Origin of the sequence: Xanthomonas sp. NCPPB 1068 (genome assembly GCF_041479385.2) — a bacterium.
GTDB lineage: Bacteria > Pseudomonadota > Gammaproteobacteria > Xanthomonadales > Xanthomonadaceae > Xanthomonas > Xanthomonas cannabis.
Window position 1 is genome coordinate 1,494,672 of sequence record NZ_CM192986.1, and the last position, 17,534, is coordinate 1,512,205.

15 protein-coding genes and 1 other RNA gene are annotated in these 17,534 nt (G+C 66.9%); 11 read left to right on the forward strand and 5 right to left on the reverse strand.

Annotation, left to right across the window (positions count from 1 at the left end):
- Position 1 precedes the first annotated feature (1 nt).
- Positions 2-1,585 carry an alpha-N-arabinofuranosidase gene (locus ACCQ12_RS06435; protein ID WP_372383201.1) on the reverse strand — a complete coding sequence of 528 codons (1,584 nt, stop codon included), beginning with the start codon at positions 1,583-1,585 and terminating at the stop codon, positions 2-4.
- A 248-nt stretch (positions 1,586-1,833) separates the two neighbouring features.
- On the opposite strand from ACCQ12_RS06435, the gene ACCQ12_RS06440 reads away from it, so the two are divergent.
- Positions 1,834-2,883, forward strand: coding sequence for an aldose epimerase family protein (locus ACCQ12_RS06440; RefSeq protein ID WP_372383202.1), 1,050 nt, complete (start codon positions 1,834-1,836; stop codon positions 2,881-2,883).
- A gap of 335 nt (positions 2,884-3,218) precedes the next feature.
- Here the strand turns inward: ACCQ12_RS06440 and ACCQ12_RS06445 are convergent, their stop codons facing one another.
- Positions 3,219-4,010, reverse strand: coding sequence for a cytochrome C assembly family protein (locus ACCQ12_RS06445; protein WP_047696025.1), 792 nt, complete (start codon positions 4,008-4,010; stop codon positions 3,219-3,221).
- Positions 4,011-4,396: 386 nt separating this feature from the next.
- Between ACCQ12_RS06445 and ffh the strand changes: the two genes are divergently transcribed.
- The 9 genes from ffh to ACCQ12_RS06490 all read left to right on the forward strand — a co-directional run bounded on the left by ffh (position 4,397) and on the right by ACCQ12_RS06490 (position 11,671).
- A complete protein-coding gene (gene ffh / locus ACCQ12_RS06450; RefSeq protein WP_047694273.1) occupies positions 4,397-5,773 on the forward strand; it encodes a signal recognition particle protein in 1,377 nt (458 codons plus the stop codon).
- Between the two features lie 25 nt (positions 5,774-5,798).
- A complete protein-coding gene (locus tag ACCQ12_RS06455; RefSeq protein WP_372383203.1) occupies positions 5,799-7,097 on the forward strand; it encodes a hypothetical protein in 1,299 nt (432 codons plus the stop codon).
- A 245-nt stretch (positions 7,098-7,342) separates the two neighbouring features.
- A complete protein-coding gene (locus ACCQ12_RS06460; protein ID WP_372383204.1) occupies positions 7,343-8,413 on the forward strand; it encodes an NAD(P)H-dependent flavin oxidoreductase in 1,071 nt (356 codons plus the stop codon).
- On the forward strand, positions 8,404-9,201 hold the full coding sequence (locus ACCQ12_RS06465) for an aminotransferase class IV family protein (protein ID WP_372383205.1): 798 nt from the start codon (positions 8,404-8,406) through the stop codon (positions 9,199-9,201). Before ACCQ12_RS06460 ends, ACCQ12_RS06465 begins: the two co-directional genes overlap by 10 nt.
- 99 nt (positions 9,202-9,300) lie before the next feature.
- Positions 9,301-9,561 carry a 30S ribosomal protein S16 gene (rpsP, locus tag ACCQ12_RS06470; protein ID WP_039414145.1) on the forward strand — a complete coding sequence of 87 codons (261 nt, stop codon included), beginning with the start codon at positions 9,301-9,303 and terminating at the stop codon, positions 9,559-9,561.
- 41 nt (positions 9,562-9,602) lie between these two features.
- Entirely contained in the window at positions 9,603-10,115 is a 513-nt protein-coding gene (rimM, locus tag ACCQ12_RS06475) for a ribosome maturation factor RimM (RefSeq protein WP_228333144.1), read from the forward strand.
- Between the two features lie 63 nt (positions 10,116-10,178).
- Positions 10,179-10,937 (forward strand): tRNA (guanosine(37)-N1)-methyltransferase TrmD, encoded by a 759-nt coding sequence (gene trmD / locus ACCQ12_RS06480; protein ID WP_039566185.1) that lies wholly within the window; start codon positions 10,179-10,181, stop codon positions 10,935-10,937.
- A 144-nt stretch (positions 10,938-11,081) separates the two neighbouring features.
- Positions 11,082-11,489 carry a 50S ribosomal protein L19 gene (rplS, locus tag ACCQ12_RS06485; RefSeq protein WP_005989873.1) on the forward strand — a complete coding sequence of 136 codons (408 nt, stop codon included), beginning with the start codon at positions 11,082-11,084 and terminating at the stop codon, positions 11,487-11,489.
- Between the two features lie 105 nt (positions 11,490-11,594).
- Positions 11,595-11,671: non-coding RNA, sX9 sRNA (locus tag ACCQ12_RS06490), on the forward strand.
- 96 nt (positions 11,672-11,767) lie between these two features.
- Here the strand turns inward: ACCQ12_RS06490 and ACCQ12_RS06495 are convergent.
- The gene (locus ACCQ12_RS06495; RefSeq protein WP_372383206.1) at positions 11,768-13,255 is read right to left on the reverse strand and encodes an MATE family efflux transporter; all 1,488 of its coding nucleotides are present in this window, start codon (positions 13,253-13,255) and stop codon (positions 11,768-11,770) included.
- Between the two features lie 464 nt (positions 13,256-13,719).
- Here ACCQ12_RS06495 and ACCQ12_RS06500 point away from each other — a divergent pair, with 464 nt between their 5' ends.
- A complete protein-coding gene (locus tag ACCQ12_RS06500) occupies positions 13,720-14,127 on the forward strand; it encodes an RNA-binding S4 domain-containing protein (RefSeq protein WP_349775940.1) in 408 nt (135 codons plus the stop codon).
- A gap of 150 nt (positions 14,128-14,277) precedes the next feature.
- Here the strand turns inward: ACCQ12_RS06500 and katG are convergent, their stop codons facing one another.
- Together katG and ACCQ12_RS06510 are read right to left on the reverse strand one after the other, a co-directional pair.
- Positions 14,278-16,524, reverse strand: coding sequence for a catalase/peroxidase HPI (gene katG, locus ACCQ12_RS06505; protein ID WP_372383207.1), 2,247 nt, complete (start codon positions 16,522-16,524; stop codon positions 14,278-14,280).
- Between the two features lie 364 nt (positions 16,525-16,888).
- Positions 16,889-17,503, reverse strand: a complete 615-nt coding sequence (locus ACCQ12_RS06510) for a DUF937 domain-containing protein (RefSeq protein WP_372383208.1) — start codon at positions 17,501-17,503, stop codon at positions 16,889-16,891.
- Between the last annotated feature and the right edge of the window lie 31 nt (positions 17,504-17,534).

A 17,534-nucleotide genomic window follows, 5' to 3' on the forward strand; every position in this document is an offset into this window, starting at 1 on the left:
GTCAGTCCAGCCTGAGCATCACCACCGCATGCGCGGGCAGCGCCACCGTCAAGGCCTTGCCCTGCACGCGTGCACCGTTGAACGGCCTCGGCTCCACCACATGCGGCTGCGCGAAGCTGTTGTGCGCGGTGATCGCCGCCGCGCTGAGGATCTGTCCTTCCACACGCCGCGGCGCAAGGCCTTGCACGTCCACGCTGACGTTGGCGGGTGCAGTGGCGTCCAGGTTGGTCAGCGCGACATACACATGGCCATCCTTTGCCTTGACTGCCGAGCCGTGCACCGCCGGCACCTGCGTATTGCCGTGGCGGTAGTGCGGTGTCTGCAGCTGCAGCGGCAGGTGGGTGGCGTCCTGGTAGGGCTTGTACAGGGCGAACACGTGGTAAGTCGGCGTCAGCACCATCTTGTCGCCATCGGTAAGAATCATCGCCTGCAACACGTTGACCATCTGCGCGATATTGGCCATGCGCACGCGCTCGGCGTGGTTGCTGAAGATATCGATATTCAATGCCGCCACCAGGGCATCGCGCAGGCTGTTCTGCTGATGCAGAAAGCCCGGGTTTGCGCCGGGCAGGCCGGCGTACCAGGTGCCCCATTCGTCGACCACCAGCGCCACCTTCTTGCCGGAGTCGTATCTGTCCATGATCGCGCTGTGCCTGGTGATCAATTCGTCCATCACCAGCGTGCGCGACAGCGTGTCGATCCAGGCGCTTTCGTCGAAATCGGTCGAGGAGGCGCGCGGCGGCCAGCCACCGGGCACCGTGTAGTAATGCAGGCTCAGGCCGTCCATCAGCGTGCCGGCTTCGCGCATCATCACCTCGGTCCAGTGATAGTCGTCGTTGTTGGGGCCGGGCGCGATCTTGCGCAGCGTCTGATTGGCGGGCGCCTTGACGAAGGTCTGGTAACGCCGATACACGTCGGCGGCATATTCCACCCGCATGTTGCCGCCGCAACCCCACAGCTCGTTGCCCACGCCGAAGTAGGGCACCTGCCAGGGCGCATCGCGGCCGTTGGCGCGGCGCTCGCTGGCCAGGCTGGAGCGGGTGTCGGCGGTCATGTACTCGGTCCACTGCGCGATCTCGTCCGGCGCCGCATTGCCGACATTGCCGGCGATATAGGCCTGGGTGCCGAGCAGCTCGGTGAAGTCCATGAACTCATGGGTGCCGAAGCGATTGGACTCTTCCACGCCGCCCCAGTGCGTGTTGACGCGGATCGGGCGCCTGGCCGGCGCGCCGACACCGTCGCGCCAGTGGTATTCGTCGGCAAAGCAGCCGCCCGGCCAGCGGATGTTGGGCACCGCGATGGCCTTCAACGCCGCGAGCACGTCGTTGCGGTAGCCGCGCGTGTTGGGAATGGAGGCGTCCTCGCCCACCCACACGCCGCCATAGATGCCGGTACCCAGGTGTTCGGCAAACTGCCCGAACAGCTGCCGCGACACCTGTGCACCGGGTTGGTCCGCACGCAAGCTACCGGTCACCTCGACCTCGGCAGCGCAGGCGATGCAGGCACTGGTCGCCAGGGTGACGGCAACGAGCGCGGGCAGCAGCCGCCGGCGTGAGGTCTGCAACGCGAGGGAGATCCAATGCATCGGCGGGGCGCTCCTGTAGGGGGGGGCGAGGTGTTGGCGCACTGCCGGCGCAGCCGCATGCCGGTAGCGTAGTGGCAGTGGTGGTGCTGTGTCGCTGCATCGCGTTCGCCGCTGGCGAATCCTGCCGCGCCCGCGCAATGCGGTGCGGCCTGGTCGTCGTTCGGCAGGCCAGGATGTGCGCAAGGGCATGGTCGGGGCGCGCGCGACGCGGCTATGCTCGCGGGCTTCCATCCGCAGTGGGGCGATTCATGCAGCGAGTGTTCGGGCAGTTGCCAGACGGTGTCGAGGTTCACGCGCTCAGCTTGCGCAGCGACGACGGGCTGGAGGCGGACGTCCTTACCTACGGCGGCATCCTGCACGCGCTGCGGCTGACCACCGCGCAGGGCGTGGTACCGCTGCTGCTGGGTCTGCCGGACCTGCCGGCCTACGCCGCCGATGGCGACAGCCTCAACATCCTGGTGGGCCGCTTCGGCAATCGTATCGGCGGTGCACGCTATACGTTGGACGGGGTGACCCACACGCTGGCCACCAACGAGGGGCGCAACCAGTTGCACGGCGGCGAGCGCGGTTTCGGGCGACGGGTCTGGACGGTACTGGAGCAGGCAACCGATCAGGTGCTGCTGGGCTACGACTCGCCCGACGGCGAAGAGGGCTACCCCGGCAATCTGCAGGTGCGCGCCCGGCTTGCGCTGCAGCAGCGCAGCCTGCATCTGGACTTCGAAGCCCGCTGCGACGCGGCCACGCCGTTGAACCTGACCCATCACCCGTATTTCAATCTGTCCGGCGACCCGCAGCGGCGTGCCGCAGCGCAGGTGCTGCGGGTGCCTGCCGACCGCTATCTCCCGGTGGACGCAGAATCCATCCCGACCGGGGAGATCGCGTCGGTGGCCGGCACACCCTTCGACTTCCGCGACCCCGCCGCGCTGGCCGAGCGGATCGACCCGGCGCATCCGCAGGTCGTGCTCGGCAAGGGCTACGACCAGTGTCTGGTGCTGGCGCCAGGCGCCGACCGGGTCGCCGAGCTGTACTCGCCGCACAGTGGCGTGGCCATGCGCATCCTCAGCGACGCGCCCGCGGTGCAGGTCTACGAGGGGCAGCATCTGGACGCGCATCATCCGGGCCTGGGCCGCGGGGTGTGCCTGGAACCGCAGAGCTACCCGGACGCCCCCAATCACGCCAACTTTCCTTCGACCATCCTGCGTCCCGGCGAGGTCCATCGCCGCCGCATCGTCTATCGCTTCGCCACGCCAGGCCCGGATCAGCCGTGGGAGGTGGTCAGCGCTGCACTCGATGGCTGAGCAACGCTGACAGGGTCCAGGCGGATGCCCCGGATCCGCCGACCCACGCATTGCGCAACCATCGGGCAGGCGTGACCGATGTTGAGGGGCGGCACGGGTTCCGCGTCCTTGCGGCTCGTCCGTGCTGTCCGTGCCGTCCGCGCACCGTGCACCCGCGCGCAACCGCGTGTCAGCCGACCGCCGGCGCGGCGTGCTCGCATCTGTCGGTTCGGGCCGAATCGCCGGGGTGATCTCTGGTCAGGTGCGGTGCGACACACGGGCAGCGGGCCTGCAGGACACAAGCGGCCGGCCACGCGCAGGACTCGCTGCATGGCAGGCAGCGCCCGCCTGCGCGATCAGCGCGGCCCCAGCACCAGTTCGATCACGAACTTGCTGCCGAAGAACGACAGCACCAGCAGCGCCATGGCGGTCAGCGTCCAGTGCACGGCCTTGGTGCCGCGCCAGCCATTACGCCAGCGGCCGACCAGCAGCGCGCCAAACACGATCCACGACAGGATGCTGAGCACGGTCTTGTGCAGCAATCGTTGCGCCAGGAAATCCTGCACGAACAGCAGCCCGGTCAGCAGGGTCAGGCTCAGCAACACGAAGCCGACGGTGATCGTGCGGAACAGCAGGGTTTCCAGTTCGGTCAACGGCGGCAGCGCGCGCAGCCAGGGATGGAAGTCGCGCCGCCGCAACGCCCGCTCCTGCAGCCACAACATGATGGCCAGCAGGGCGGCGATGCCCAGGGTGGCGTAGGCCAGCAGCGCCATCCAGGCGTGCAGTTCCAGCCGCCAGCCCAGGTCTGCGCTCGGCTCATGGCCGTAGGCGTGGTAACAGGCCAGCAGGATGGCCGACAACGGAAACACCACCACGCCCACCGCTGCCATGCGGCCGCGCCCGCCGAACACCGCGGTCAACGCCGCCATGCCCAGGCCGGTCAGCGACAGCGCGGCAAAGAAATGCATGTCCGGCCCGCCCGCGGTGCGGAACGCCACCAGCACGTGATAGCCGGCGTGCAGCGCAACCGCAGCCAGCGCCGGCGCCAACCAGCGCGCAGGGGCCTGGTTGCCATCGCGCAGCACTGCCCGGGTGAGCAGGGCGGCAGCCAGCAGGTACAGGGCGAACGCGATGAGAACGATTGTCATCGTGGAAGTTTCGCATATTGGTGGGGCGGGAATCGGGAATCGGGAATCGGGAATCGGGAATCGGGAATGGGGAATCGGGAATGGGGAATCGGGAATCGGGAATGGGGAATGGGGAATGGGGAAAGCCGGGCCGGGGGCGTGGGGATAGGCGGGCAGGCAAGTGTGCTGGTTGGTAGCGGGTGGGTACGGGTAAGCCTGCCTGCGGGCGTGGCCGTTGCCTTCTCTGGTCTTTGCGGTGCTGCTCCCCTGGCTGGTTGCAGGGACTGCCGAGCGCCGGAGGGATTTGCCCTGGATTGGCTCGCTTCGGCCGGCGGGTCGATTGGGGCGGGGCATTGGCTGGTGCCGCTATAATCGGTGCCCGTTTCCCCTCACGCGGTCCCTTGCGCATGTTCGAGTCCCTTACCCAACGTCTCTCCGGCACCATGGAGCGCCTGCGCGGCCGCGGCCGCCTGACCGAGGAGAACATCCGCGAAGCCACCCGTGAAGTGCGCATCGCGCTGCTGGAAGCCGACGTCGCGCTGCCGGTGGTGCAGGCGCTGATCGAACGCATCAAGGTGCGCGCGGTGGGCCAGGAAGTGCTCAAGTCGCTGACCCCCGGTCAGGCGCTGATCAAGATCGTGCGCGACGAGCTCACCGCGGTCATGGGCGCGGCGGCGGCCGACCTCAACCTCAACGTGCCGGCACCGGCGATCATCCTGATGGCCGGCCTGCAGGGTGCGGGCAAGACCACCACGGTCGGCAAGCTCGCCAAGCACCTGAAGGAAAAGCGCAAGAAAAAGGTCATGGTGGTCTCTGCCGACGTCTACCGCCCGGCTGCGATCGAGCAGCTCAAGACCCTGGCCGAGCAGGTCGGCGTGCTGTTCTTCCCGTCCGACGCCTCGCAGAAACCGGTCGACATCGTGCGCGCCGCCATCAGCGACGCACGCAAGTCGTTTGCCGACGTGCTGCTGGTCGATACCGCCGGTCGCCTGGCGATCGATCAGGCGATGATGGACGAGATCAAGGCGCTGCACGCCGCGATCACCCCCACCGAAACCCTGTTCGTGGTCGATGCGATGACCGGCCAGGACGCCGCCAACACCGCCAAGGCCTTCGGCGAGGCGCTGCCGCTGACCGGCGTGGTGCTGACCAAGACCGACGGCGACGCCCGTGGCGGTGCCGCGCTGAGCGTGCGCTACATCACCGGCAAGCCGATCAAGTTCGTCGGTACCGGCGAAAAGACCGACGGCCTGGATGTGTTCCATCCTGATCGCGTCGCCAGCCGCATCCTGGACATGGGCGACGTGCTGTCGCTGGTGGAGCAGGTCGAGCACAGCGTCGATCAGGAAAAGGCCGCCAAGCTCGCTGCCAAGGTCGCCAAGGGCAAGAAGTTCGACCTCAACGACATGAAAGAGCAGCTCGAGCAGATGCAGAACATGGGCGGCATCCATGGGCTGATGGACAAGCTGCCGGGCATGGGTCAGATCCCGGACAACGTCAAGCAGCAGGTCACCGGCAAGGAAGTGCCGCGCATGATCGCCATCATCAATTCGATGACCAAGAAGGAGCGCCGCAACCCGGCGTTGCTCAACGGCTCGCGCCGTGCCCGCATCGCACGCGGCTCGGGCATGCAGCCGGCCGACGTCAACAAGCTGATGAAGCAGTACCAGCAGATGGAAAAGATGATGGGCAAGCTGGCCGGCGGCGGCATGAAGGGCCTGATGCGCAACATGAAGGGCATGATGGGTGCCATGGGCGGCCGCGGCGGCATGCCGTTCCGTTGATCAACCTGCGCAGGTTGCGCGCGCTGTGAGCACATCCGCAGGCGCGCACTGCGTGCATCTGGCGCTGGCCGTCGTGCTGGCGTGGCAGCTAACGGCAGGGTGGGCGTTACTGCCGGCAAGCGTTGTGTTGTGGCTGTGTATCGCACTGGTGGTCGCAGGAATCGACCGCCTGTCTGGCGCGCGGCCGGTCGCAGCACCGGCGTCAACGCCCACCTCCCAAGCGCAGGGTGGTGGCACTGGCGGCGGCATCGGCGGTACGCCGGCAATCGCTCGCCTGCCGCAGCGCGACACAGCCGCCAAACGCGTCGTCGCGCAGCACGTGCACGACACGTCGGTGCGACAGTGGCGGCGCCATATCGTCGACGTGGCGCCATACGAAGAAGAGCGCTACCCGCGGCAGGACATCTGCACCACGGTCGAGGTGTTCCTGCGTGCGGGCGACCATCTCGTGCTGGCGTTCCATCCTGCCAACGATGCTGCAGGTGTGGCCGCGTGGCGCTGCGATGTGTGGCACCCGGCTGGCACGCAATCGCAGTGGTGGGAGGTGCCCGCCGATGGCGAGGTGGACGTGCCGGTCACCCGCTCCGGGGTGTATTCGATCGGCATCGGCCAGGCCTATGGAACGTGCCCCGGCATGGTCGCGCTTTGGCTGCGCGTGCCCGAGCCGGATCGGCTGGCACTGCCGCTGCAGCCCACGTTCGGGTCGGCCATGCGATACGCGCGTCGCGACGACGGCGCGGCGGTGGTGCATCTCCAAGACGACGCACAGCTGCAGTCGCAGGCGCATCTGCCGTCAGTGCCCGTGCACGGCGCGCCCGCCGGCTCGACGTTGTTGTTCGCCAGCGCCGACGATGCCTGGGATGTGTCCGCAGGTTCCGATCCGGCATCGTCGTGGCGTGCCGAAAACACCCATCTTTACCGTTACTTCCTGCGCCTGAGCCAGGGCGACGTGCTGACGCTGGAACTGGTCTGGGCCGGCGAGCACTTCGATCGCCCGTTGCCGTTGCCCGATCAATGCACCGGTCGCACGCAGGGCGAGGTGCGTGTGTTCAAGCTGGTGCGTGGGCCGGATCTGGTGCATGCATGGGCGAGCGCGGCACCGGCCGCCTGCATGCAGATGACCTGTCCTGTCGATGGCGATTACTGCCTGGAACTGCGGCTGTTCGGCCCGCCCGCATGGCGCCAGCAAGCTATTGCTGCAGTGGTCGACCTGCGCGTGTGGGGTGCTTACCTGCAGCGTCCTCGGAGCTTGCGTGCATTCGCGTTGCAGGATATCTGGGTCGAAGACTGGTACCGGCAAGTGATGCCGGTGCCGGTGGATTGAGAGAACGAAGAACGAGCCACTGTGCTCGACGCCACATGGGCGTGGCCGGAGCTCGGTGCGGCATGTAGCAGTGGTATGCACCGGCAACTTCATGTCCACCTGATCACGGTTGCCACGTTTGGTGGCCGCTTTAGACGCAAGGTGCGGCATGCAGTGCATGCGCGACTGACCGTCTTGCGCGTGCAGGCATCCGCATCCGTCCATCGCGGTTACCATGCTCCGTCTCGTGGCCGCCGAGGTGGTGGATGACCAGATTTTCCAACGTCGATGCCTTCCAGCAGCGCTTCGGCCTGCGCCTGCCGATCCTGCTCAGCCCCATGGCCGGCGCCTGCCCGGTGCCGTTGTCGGCAGCGGTCGCCAATGCAGGTGGCATGGGCGCGATGGGTGCGGTGTTGTCGCAGCCGCAGGACATCGTGACGTGGATGGCCGCCTTTGGTGAGGCAAGTGCCGGGCCTGCGCAAGTCAATCTGTGGATTCCCGATCCGGCGCCTGTCCGCGATGCCGCTGCCGAAGCGCGCCTGCGGGTGTTTCTTGCGCAGTGGGGGCCGCCAGTGCCGGAGGCAGCAGGCGATGCAATGCCAGCCGATTTCGACGCGCAATTCGATGCATTGCTGAACGCGCGCCCGGCAGTGGCCTCGTCGATCATGGGTGTGTTCCGCCCCGATCAGGTTGCGCGCCTCAAGCATGCGGGCATCGCCTGGTTCGCCTGCGCCACCACGCTGGAGGAAGCACTGGCGGCGCAGGCGGCCGGGGCCGATGCCGTGGTCGCGCAAGGCGCCGAGGCCGGCGGTCACCGCGGCGCATTCGATGCCAGCCGCGCCGCGCAGCAGATGACCGGGCTGTTTGCCCTGCTGCCGCGGCTGGTCGATGGCCTGGAGATCCCGGTCATCGCCGCGGGCGGGATTGCCGACGCGCGCGGCATTGCCGCGGCGCTGGCGCTGGGCGCCAGTGCAGTGCAGATCGGCACCGGTCTGCTGCGCACGCCCGAGGCTGCCTTGCCCGGCGCCTGGGCCGGTGCATTGGCAGCCGCCGAGCCGGAACATACCCTGCCAACCCGCGCGTTTTCAGGTCGGTTGGGGCGGGCATTGCTCACCCCTTACGTGCGCGCCGCCACTGCTGCGGATGCGCCACCGCCTGCGCCGTATCCGGTGCAGCGCGGCCTGACCGCTGCGATGCGCCAGGCAGCGGCGCGCGACAACCGTCTGGAGGCGATGCAGGCCTGGGCAGGCCAGTCGGCCTGGATGGCGCCGGCGCAGCCGGCCGCACAATTGGTCGTGCAGTGGTGGGAGCAGGCGCAGGCACTGCTGTGTCGCTGATCTTCTGTAATGGCGAGGCGGCAACGGCGCAGCAACTCGGCGCGGCCGCCCTGATCAACTACGGGCACTTCACGACGCTGCAGGTGCGCAACGCCGCCGTGCGCGGGCTGGATCTGCATCTGCAACGCCTGCAACACGACAGTGCCGCATTGTTCGGCGCACCGATCGATGCCTCACGGGTGCGCGCGTCTCTGCGCGCGGCGTTGGCCAGTGCCGGTCGCGTGGATGCGAGCGTGCGCATCACCGTGTTTTCGCAGGCGTTCGCGCTGCGCGATCCAGCGCGCCAGGTGGCGCTGGACGTATTGATTTCGCTATCGCCGGCTGCGCAACTGCCCGATGCCGCGCTGCGCGTGCACGCAGTCACCCATGTGCGCGAGCAGGCGCAGTGCAAGCACGTCGGCACCTTCGCGCTGTTGCATCTGCGTCGCCAGGCGATGGCTGCCGGCGGTGACGATGCGGTGTTGGTCGATCCCCAGGGCCATGTGCTGGAAGGGGCGTTCTGGAATGTCGGGTTCTGGCAGCAGGGCAGGGTGGTCTGGCCGGCCGGGCCGGCGCTGGACGGCACCCAGCAGCGGTTGTTGCAGGCCGGACTGCAGGCGCTCGGCATCGCGCAGACCTCCCGCCCGGTCGCCCTTGACGAGCTCGCCAGCTTCGACGGTGGCTTCAGCTGCAATGCGCGGGGGCAGCAGGCCATCGTGGCCATGGGCCCGGCGCAGTGGTCGGCCGCTGCCGCGCAGCTGCCGCTGCTGGAGCGGGCGCTGCAAACCCAGGCCTGGCAAGGGATTTGAGCAAAACCACCGGCTGGCTTGGCTTCGCTGCGGGAGCCCGCTATAATCGCCGGCTTACCGCGCCACTCTGGCGACTGGGCAACTCAGGAAAACGACACCATGGTCAAGATTCGACTGACCCGCGGCGGCGCCAAGAAGCGTCCGTTCTACCACATCATCGTGACCGACGTGCGCAGCGCGCGCGACGGCCGCAACATCGAGCGCGTGGGTTACTACAACCCGGTTGCGCAGGGCGCCGAACCGCGCGTCGTGCTCGATATCGCCCGCGTCGACCATTGGGTCGGCAACGGTGCACAGCTGACCGACAAGGTGCGTAACCTGTATCGCGAAGCATCCAAGTCCCAGGCCGCTGCGGCCTGATCTTGAGGCCGGGCGTGTTTGCCCGGCCAGAGTCGACACAGATGAAGCCGACCGAGCGCCGCATCCTGTTAGGCAGGATTGTCGGCGCTTTTGGTGTCAAGGGTGAGCTGAAGCTCGAATCCTGGACCGAACCGCGCAGTGCGATCTTCCGGTATCAGCCGTGGGTCGTGCGCACGCCATCGGGGCAGGAGTCGGTCGTGAGCGGCGTACGGGGACGTGATCAGGGCAAGAATCTGATCGCGGTGTTCCCCGACGTGACCGATCGCGACACCGTCGAGGCCATGCATGGCACCGAAATCTATGTTGCCCGCAGCGCCTTGCCGCCGCCCAAGCCCGACGAATACTACTGGGTGGATCTGGAAGGATTGCAGGTGGAAACCGTCGACGGCGTCAAGCTCGGGACGGTGTCACACCTGTTTTCCACCGGCTCCAACGATGTGGTGGTCGTGCGCGGCGATCGCGAGCGGATGATTCCGTTCGTGCTACCGGAGTTCGTCAAATCGGTGGACTTCGAGGCCAATCTGATCGTGGTCGACTGGGACCCGGATTTCTGATCGAAGCGGTGCCCCGGCGCCGCTTTTGCTCTACCCATTCTCCACTCCCGATTCCCGATTCCCGTGCGCATCGACGTCATCAGCCTGTTCCCAGAGTTCATCGCGCAGTGCGCGGCGTTCGGCGTGGTCGGGCGGGCACAGGAGCGCGGTCTGCTGGACCTGCAGGGCTGGAATCCGCGCGACCATGCGCAGGGCAACTACCGCCGCGTGGACGATCGTCCCTTCGGCGGCGGGCCCGGCATGGTGATGTTGATCGAGCCGTTGCGGGCATGTCTGGAGGCGGTGCAGGCCGCCGACGCGCGACCGGCGCCGGTGATCTATCTCAGCCCGCAGGGACGTCCGCTCACCCAGCCCCTCGCGCGCGAGCTGGCGCAGTTGCCGCGCATGGTCTTGCTGTGCGGGCGCTACGAAGGGGTGGACGAGCGTTTCCTGGCCAACGCGGTGGATATGGAAATCTCCATCGGCGACTACGTGTTGTCCGGTGGCGAGTTGGGCGCTGCAGTCCTTGTGGATGTGGTGACGCGGCTGCAGGACGGCGTGTTGAACGACGCCGAGTCTGCTGCACAGGACAGTTTCGAAGGCCCGCAAGGCCTGCTGGACTGCCCGCACTACAGCCACCCGTCGGCGCATGCCTGGGGCGATGTGCCCGAGGTATTGCGCTCGGGCAACCATGGCGCGATTGCGCGCTGGCGCCGGCAGCAGTCGCTGGGCCGGACCTGGCTGCGTCGTCCCGATCTGCTGGACGAGGCAGGCCTGGACAAGCACGATCGTCGTCTCCTGGAGGAGTTTCGCCGCGAACTCACCCGGGGCGACGAGAAATAAGGGCGCACCCCTAGCCCTTGAAGAATTGATTGGGGTACAATATGCGGCTTGCTGGCCAGCCTTGCGTCTGGCCCTCTTACGAACCTCGAGCAATCGCCGTGCGGCGACTGCCGGTCCAATATCACCAGACACGCGGTGCCCACCATGAGCAAACTCAACAAGACCATCCTGGCTGACTTCGAAGCCGCCCAGATTCAGCGCAAGCTGCCGGAATTCAACCAGGGCGACACCGTTGTGGTGAACGTCAAGGTGAAGGAAGGCAACCGCGAGCGCGTGCAGGCCTATGAGGGCGTGGTGATCGGTACCAAGAATGCCGGCCTGAACTCCGCCTTCACCGTGCGCAAGATCTCGCACGGCTTCGGCGTCGAGCGCGTGTTCCAGACCCACAGCGCCATCATCGACTCGGTCGAAGTGAAGCGCCGCGGTAAGGTCCGCGCCGGCAAGCTGTACTACCTGCGCGGCCTGGAAGGCAAGGCTGCCCGCATCAAGGAAGATCTGGCCGCCGCTGCGCAGGCCAAGGCCGCTCGCCAGGCTGCTGCCAAGGCCGAGTAAGCCACACTGTTGGCGGGTCTCATCGATCTGCCACTGCCAAACGGCCGCCCTTGGGCGGCCGTTTGCGTTTGTGGAACCGGAATGGCGACAGCGCTCGAAGTCGGCATGTGCCACTCGCGCACTGCGGTTCTGGCCGCGATGCCCGCAGCCACCTGACAACCGCGCGCTACGTTTTGTCAGCCGTTCTCAAGTCGCAGCTTGAGGCCGGTCAATGCAGCGCATCGCCATCGATCACGTGGCTTGGCTGCGGTCGGCATGCGCGGATCAGCGCGCATGCATCAGCGCGAGCGTGTCCGGGTTGGCTCGGTGATCGGCTCGGCAATGGGGGCGGGGTCGGCAACCGGCGATGCAGGATGTGCGGGTACCTCGGCTGCCGCTGCCAGTACGGAAGGGTGGTTCGGCGTGGTCAGCATGCGCGCCTTGCGCCAGCCGCCCCAGCGGTAGTACGCCAGCGACAGCAGCATCGAGCAGGTCGAACTGATCGGGAAGCTCCACCACACCGCGTCTGCGCCCAGATGCGGCAGCAGGATATTTGCGAGAGGCACGCGTACGCCCCACAGCGAAAACGCCAGAATCAACAGCGGTGGGATCACTGCACCGGTGGAGCGCACCACCCCAGACACCACAAAGCTGACGCCAAACAACAGGAACGACCAGATCGCGATGTGGTTGAGATGCCGCGCGATCTCCAGGGTGGCGCTGCCTTCGGGCAGAAACAGGGCCAGGGTCCAGCGATCGAACAGGATCAACAGCACGATCAGCAGGCCCGTCATCAGGAAGTTGGCGGCGATGCCGGTACGGGCGACGGCATCCACCCGCGACCACAGGCCGGCACCCACGTTCTGGGCAGCCATGGTCGAACAGGCGGCGCCGACCGCCATTGCCGGCATCTGTACGTAGTTCCAAAGTTGCAGCCCCGCACCGAACGCGGCGGTGGTGTCGGTGCCGAAGCCATTGACCAGCGACAGCATCGCAATCATCGCCAGCGAGATCATCACCATCTGCAGGCCCATCGGAACGCCCTTGACGATGAGCGCGCGCAGGATGGCGGCATCGATTCGGAACAGATGCAGGTCGCGTCGTCCCAGCCACAGCACATGTTTTTTGTGCCGCAGATAGATCAGCAGGCCGGCCAGTGCAACTACCTGCGCAATCAGCGTGGCCCAGGCCGCACCGGCAATGCCCAGCGCCGGAAACGGGCCGATGCCGAACAGCAGCAACGGGTTGAACACGATATCCAGCAGCACCGACAGCAACAGGAACCGGAACGGCGTGCGTGCATCGCCGGTGCCGCGCAGGGCCGCCGATAGAAAGGCGAACAGATACAGCGTCGGCATCGCCAGGAAGATCACGCGCAGATACTCCTCGGCCAGCGTCTGCGAGGCGGCGGGCGTACCCATCGCGGTAAGCAGATGCGGCGCCAGGAACCAGCCCAGCACGGCGATCAGCGCCGACAGTCCGCCAAAGAAGCTGGCACTGGTGCCCATGACCTTGCGGGCCTGGGTGATGTTGCGCGCGCCCATTGCCTGGCCGATCAGGATGGTGGACGCCATGCCGATACCGAAGACCGATCCGATCAGGAAGAACATGATGCTGTTGGCGTTGGCTGCCGCGGTCAGCGCCTCTTCGCCGAGGTAGCGGCCGATCCAGATCGCGTTGACCGAGCCGTTGAGCGACTGGGCGATATTGCCCGCCATGATCGGCAGTGCGAAGAGCAGCAGGTTTTTGCCGATCGGGCCTTCGGTCAGGACAGCGGATTTGGGCATCGCGGTTGTATCGGTATGCGGACGTTGCGCACCCTAGCATTGCGCGGGTGAGATCCAGTGCAGTGCTCGCGTTGCGTACGCACTTCGGTTGGGGGAGCTCCACATTCACCGCCAGCGATGCAGCCTTGGCCGGGGCGTTGCGTTGCTTCGCTCGGCTGCGCAGCCGCGGTGGCCCTCATCCGGCGCTGCGCGCCACCTTCTCCCGCATGCGGGAGAAGGGGTGTGGCCGAGCGCTTGTTTGAACTGCAGTGCGTTGTTTGAACTGTAATGGGCTTGTGTGATCTGTACCGCGCTGGCAGTCCTTCCTTCCCCCGCCTGCGGGGGAAGGTGCCCGTAGGGCGGATGGGGGCGAGCGTCCAGCATCGAACTGGCGATCGACCCAGATGGCCGCGGCGACGGCCCAGCTTGAGTTCCGGGTGGCTGCCCAGATATCGGTTACCAGGCAGAGCGAGACAGCAAAACGTATGAATCCGGAGCTGGAACAGGGCACGACGGTCAGGCTGGACGTGTGGCTGTGGGCCGCGCGCTTTTTCAAGACGCGCAGCCTGGCCAAGAACGCGGTCGACACCGGCAAGGTGGACGTGGGCGGGCAGCGCCCCAAGCCATCGCGTAGCCTGCGCTGCGGCGAGCGTCTGCGTATCGACCGGGGCGGTGAAATCTTCGAGATCACGGTGGCCGGGCTCAGCGACGTACGCGGACCGGCGCCGGTGGCGCAGGCCCTGTACGTGGAGGGCGAGGCGTCGCGCGAGGCGCGTGCGCAGTGGCGGCTGCAACGTGCTGCCGAACGCACCGGTTACCGCGCGCCGGAGGGCAAGCCCGACAAGCGCGCACGCCGCTTGATCAATGCATTGGGCGATATCGACGCGCTCTAGCGGTCTGGCACCTTATCCCTGCCGTGCCCGATGGGTCCGCACGGCGACGCATGGCCAAGACGGTCGGGACGTCGCGCAAAAGAAATGCCCCGGTTGTCCGGGGCATTGTCTGGTTGCCAGGGCCTGAATCAGGCCGAACGATCCAGCGGTTTACGCCAGATCGAACCGATCCAGCTGCATCACCCTGGTCCAGGCGGCGACGAAGTCGTGCACGAACTTCTGCTGCGCATCGCTGCTGGCATAGACCTCGGCCACTGCACGCAGGATGGAGTTGGAGCCGAACACCAGATCCACGCGCGTACCGGTCCACTTGAGCTCGCCGGTGGCGCGGTCGCGGCCTTCGTAGAGGTCCTTCGCTTCGGAGGTCGCCTTCCACTCCGTGCGCATGTCGAGCAGGTTGGCGAAGAAGTCGTTGCTCAACACACCGGGACGGGTGGTGAAGACGCCATGCTGGGTGTCGCCGGCATTGGCGCCCAGCACGCGCAGGCCGCCGACCAGCACGGTCAACTCCGGTGCGGTGAGGGTAAGCAGCTGCGCCTTGTCGATCAGCAACGCTTCGGCCGGCACCGCGTAGTTGCGTTTGGCGAAATTGCGGAAGCCATCGGCTACCGGTTCGAGCACGGCGAACGACTCGACGTCGGTCTGCTCCTGCGAGGCATCGGTGCGGCCCGGTGCGAACGGCACCGTGACACTGTGGCCGGCGGCCTGCGCTGCGTGTTCCACCGCGGCGTTGCCGGCCAGCACGATCAGGTCGGCGAGCGAGATCTTCTTGCCGCCCGATTGCGCGGCGTTGAAGTCGGCCTGGATGCGCTCCAGCGTGGCCAGTACCTTGGCCAGCTGCTCAGGCTGGTTGGCCTGCCAGTCCTTCTGCGGTGCCAAGCGGATGCGGGCGCCGTTGGCACCGCCGCGCTTGTCCGAGCCACGGAAGGTGGAGGCCGAGGCCCACGCGGTGGACACCAGCTGCGCCACGCTCAAGCCCGAGGCCAGGATGGTCTGCTTCAATGCGGCCGCATCCTGCGCGTCGACCAACGCGTGGTCCACCGCCGGTACCGGGTCCTGCCACAGCAATTCTTCGGCCGGCACGTCCGGGCCCAGGTAGCGCGAGCGCGGACCCATGTCGCGGTGGGTGAGCTTGAACCAGGCACGTGCGAAGGCGTCGGCAAACTGCTCCGGGTGCTGATGGAAGCGGCGCGAGATGGCTTCGTACGCAGGGTCGAAACGCAGTGCCAGGTCGGTGGTCAGCATGGTCGGGCGGTGCTTCTTCGATGCGTCGTGCGCATCGGGGATGATGGCCTCGGCGTTCTTGGCCACCCACTGGTGCGCGCCGGCCGGGCTCTTGCCCAGCTCCCACTCGAACTTGAACAGGTGGTCGAAGAAATCGTTGCTCCACTGCGCCGGGGTGGTGGTCCAGGTGACTTCCAGGCCGCTGGTGATGGTGTCGGCGCCCTTGCCGCTGCCGTAGCGGTTGTGCCAGCCCAGGCCCTGGCTTTCCAATTCGCCGGCTTCCGGTTCGGCGCCGACGTTGTCGGCCGGGCCGGCACCGTGGGTCTTGCCGAAGGTGTGGCCACCGGCGATCAGGGCCACGGTCTCTTCGTCGTTCATGGCCATGCGCGCGAAGGTGTCGCGGATGTCGCGCGCGGCAGCGATCGGGTCGGGGTTGCCGTCCGGGCCTTCCGGATTGACGTAGATCAGGCCCATCTGCACAGCGGCCAGCGGGTTTTCCAGATCGCGCGTGTGCGGCACTTCGCTGTCGTCGTCCTTGACCAGCACGCCGTGCGCTTCGTCCACGCCGGGCGAGCCGCGCGAATAGCGGTCGTCGCCACCCAGCCACTTGGTTTCGCGGCCCCAGTACAGGTCCTGGTCCGGCTCCCAGGTGTCTTCGCGGCCGCCGGCAAAGCCGAACGTCTTGAAGCCCATCGACTCCAGCGCGACATTGCCGGTGAGGATCATCAGGTCGGCCCAGGAAATGGCCTGGCCATACTTCTGCTTGATCGGCCACAGCAGCCGGCGCGCCTTGTCCAGGCTGACGTTGTCCGGCCAGCTGTTGAGCGGCGCAAACCGCTGCTGACCACGGCCGCCGCCGCCACGCCCATCGCCGATGCGGTAGGTGCCGGCGCTATGCCAGGCCATGCGCACGAACAGCGGGCCGTAATGGCCGAAGTCGGCCGGCCACCAGTCCTGCGAGTCGGTCATCAGCGCACGCAGTTCCTGCTTGAGCGCCTGCAGGTCGATGCGCTTGAAGGCCTCGGCGTAATTGAACGTCTCGCCCAGCGGGTTGGACTTGTTCGAATGCTGGCTCAGCAGATCCACGCGCAGCTGTTTGGGCCACCAGTCACGGTTGGTGGTACCGGTACCGACGACAGCGTGGTTGAACGGGCACTTTGCTTCGGTGGTCATGGGATTTACCTGTGTGCGTGAGCACTTGGGGAGCGGCGTGCCGGAATGCCGGCACGTGCTGGTGGAATCGAGGTGGACGGCAGCGCCCTTGTCGTGGTCATCGACGATCACGACAGGGGAACAGTCGCCCGGCCGCTGGCGGACCTGCCGATGCTAGCGCCTGCTTGTGGCAGTCGAAACCGCCTGGCTGACGGGAAAGGCAATGGGCGGGCAGGCGCATCAGGCGGACTCATCATGGCGACGTTCGCACACGATAAAGCGCATCGATCATTTGGTGAATTCGAATTATTCGACCATATCGATAGCGTACTGCTATGGATAGCACGCCGGTGCTCGTCCGGCGTGCCCAGCGGCTACGGGTCGCTCAGCGCTTGCCGAACAGGCTGCCGCCCAGCTTCATGACATCGCCCAGGCCGAGCTGGCCATCGCCATCCTGATCCAGCACGCTGGTCAACAGGCCACCGGCACCGGCGTTCGTGCGCACCTGCTGATGTTCCTGGGCCAGCGCGGGGCCGAGCTGGCCGGCGGTGGCGGTATCGCCGCCCAGAAAGCGCTTGGCCAGATATGCCATCACGATGGGAGCGAGCAGCTGCAGCAGCTGGCTGGCCTTGCTGGTTTCCAGCCCGGTGGCCTGGCCCAGCCCGGCAGCGGCCTGTGGCGCCTTGTCGCCGAACAGATGGCCGACGATCCCGGCGCCATTGGCCGACGCGCCGCTGGCCGAACCGCCCAGCAGCGAACCCAGCAGGCTACCGATGTCCGGGCTGGCGGCGTGGTCGCGTTGCAGGGCGCCCAGCAAGGCATCGGTGCCGCCGGCCTGCTGGCTATTGCGGCCCAGCGCGCCCATCAACAGCGGCAGCGCGGTCTGCACGGCCGATTGCGCCTGCTCGGGCGCAATGCCCAGGCGGCCGGCGAGTTGTTGCAGCTGCGGGCCCTGCAACTGCGCGGCGAGCTGATCGGTCAATGAGGCGGACGTGGTCATCGGAAGGTTTCCTGTTGGACGAAGCGTTGCC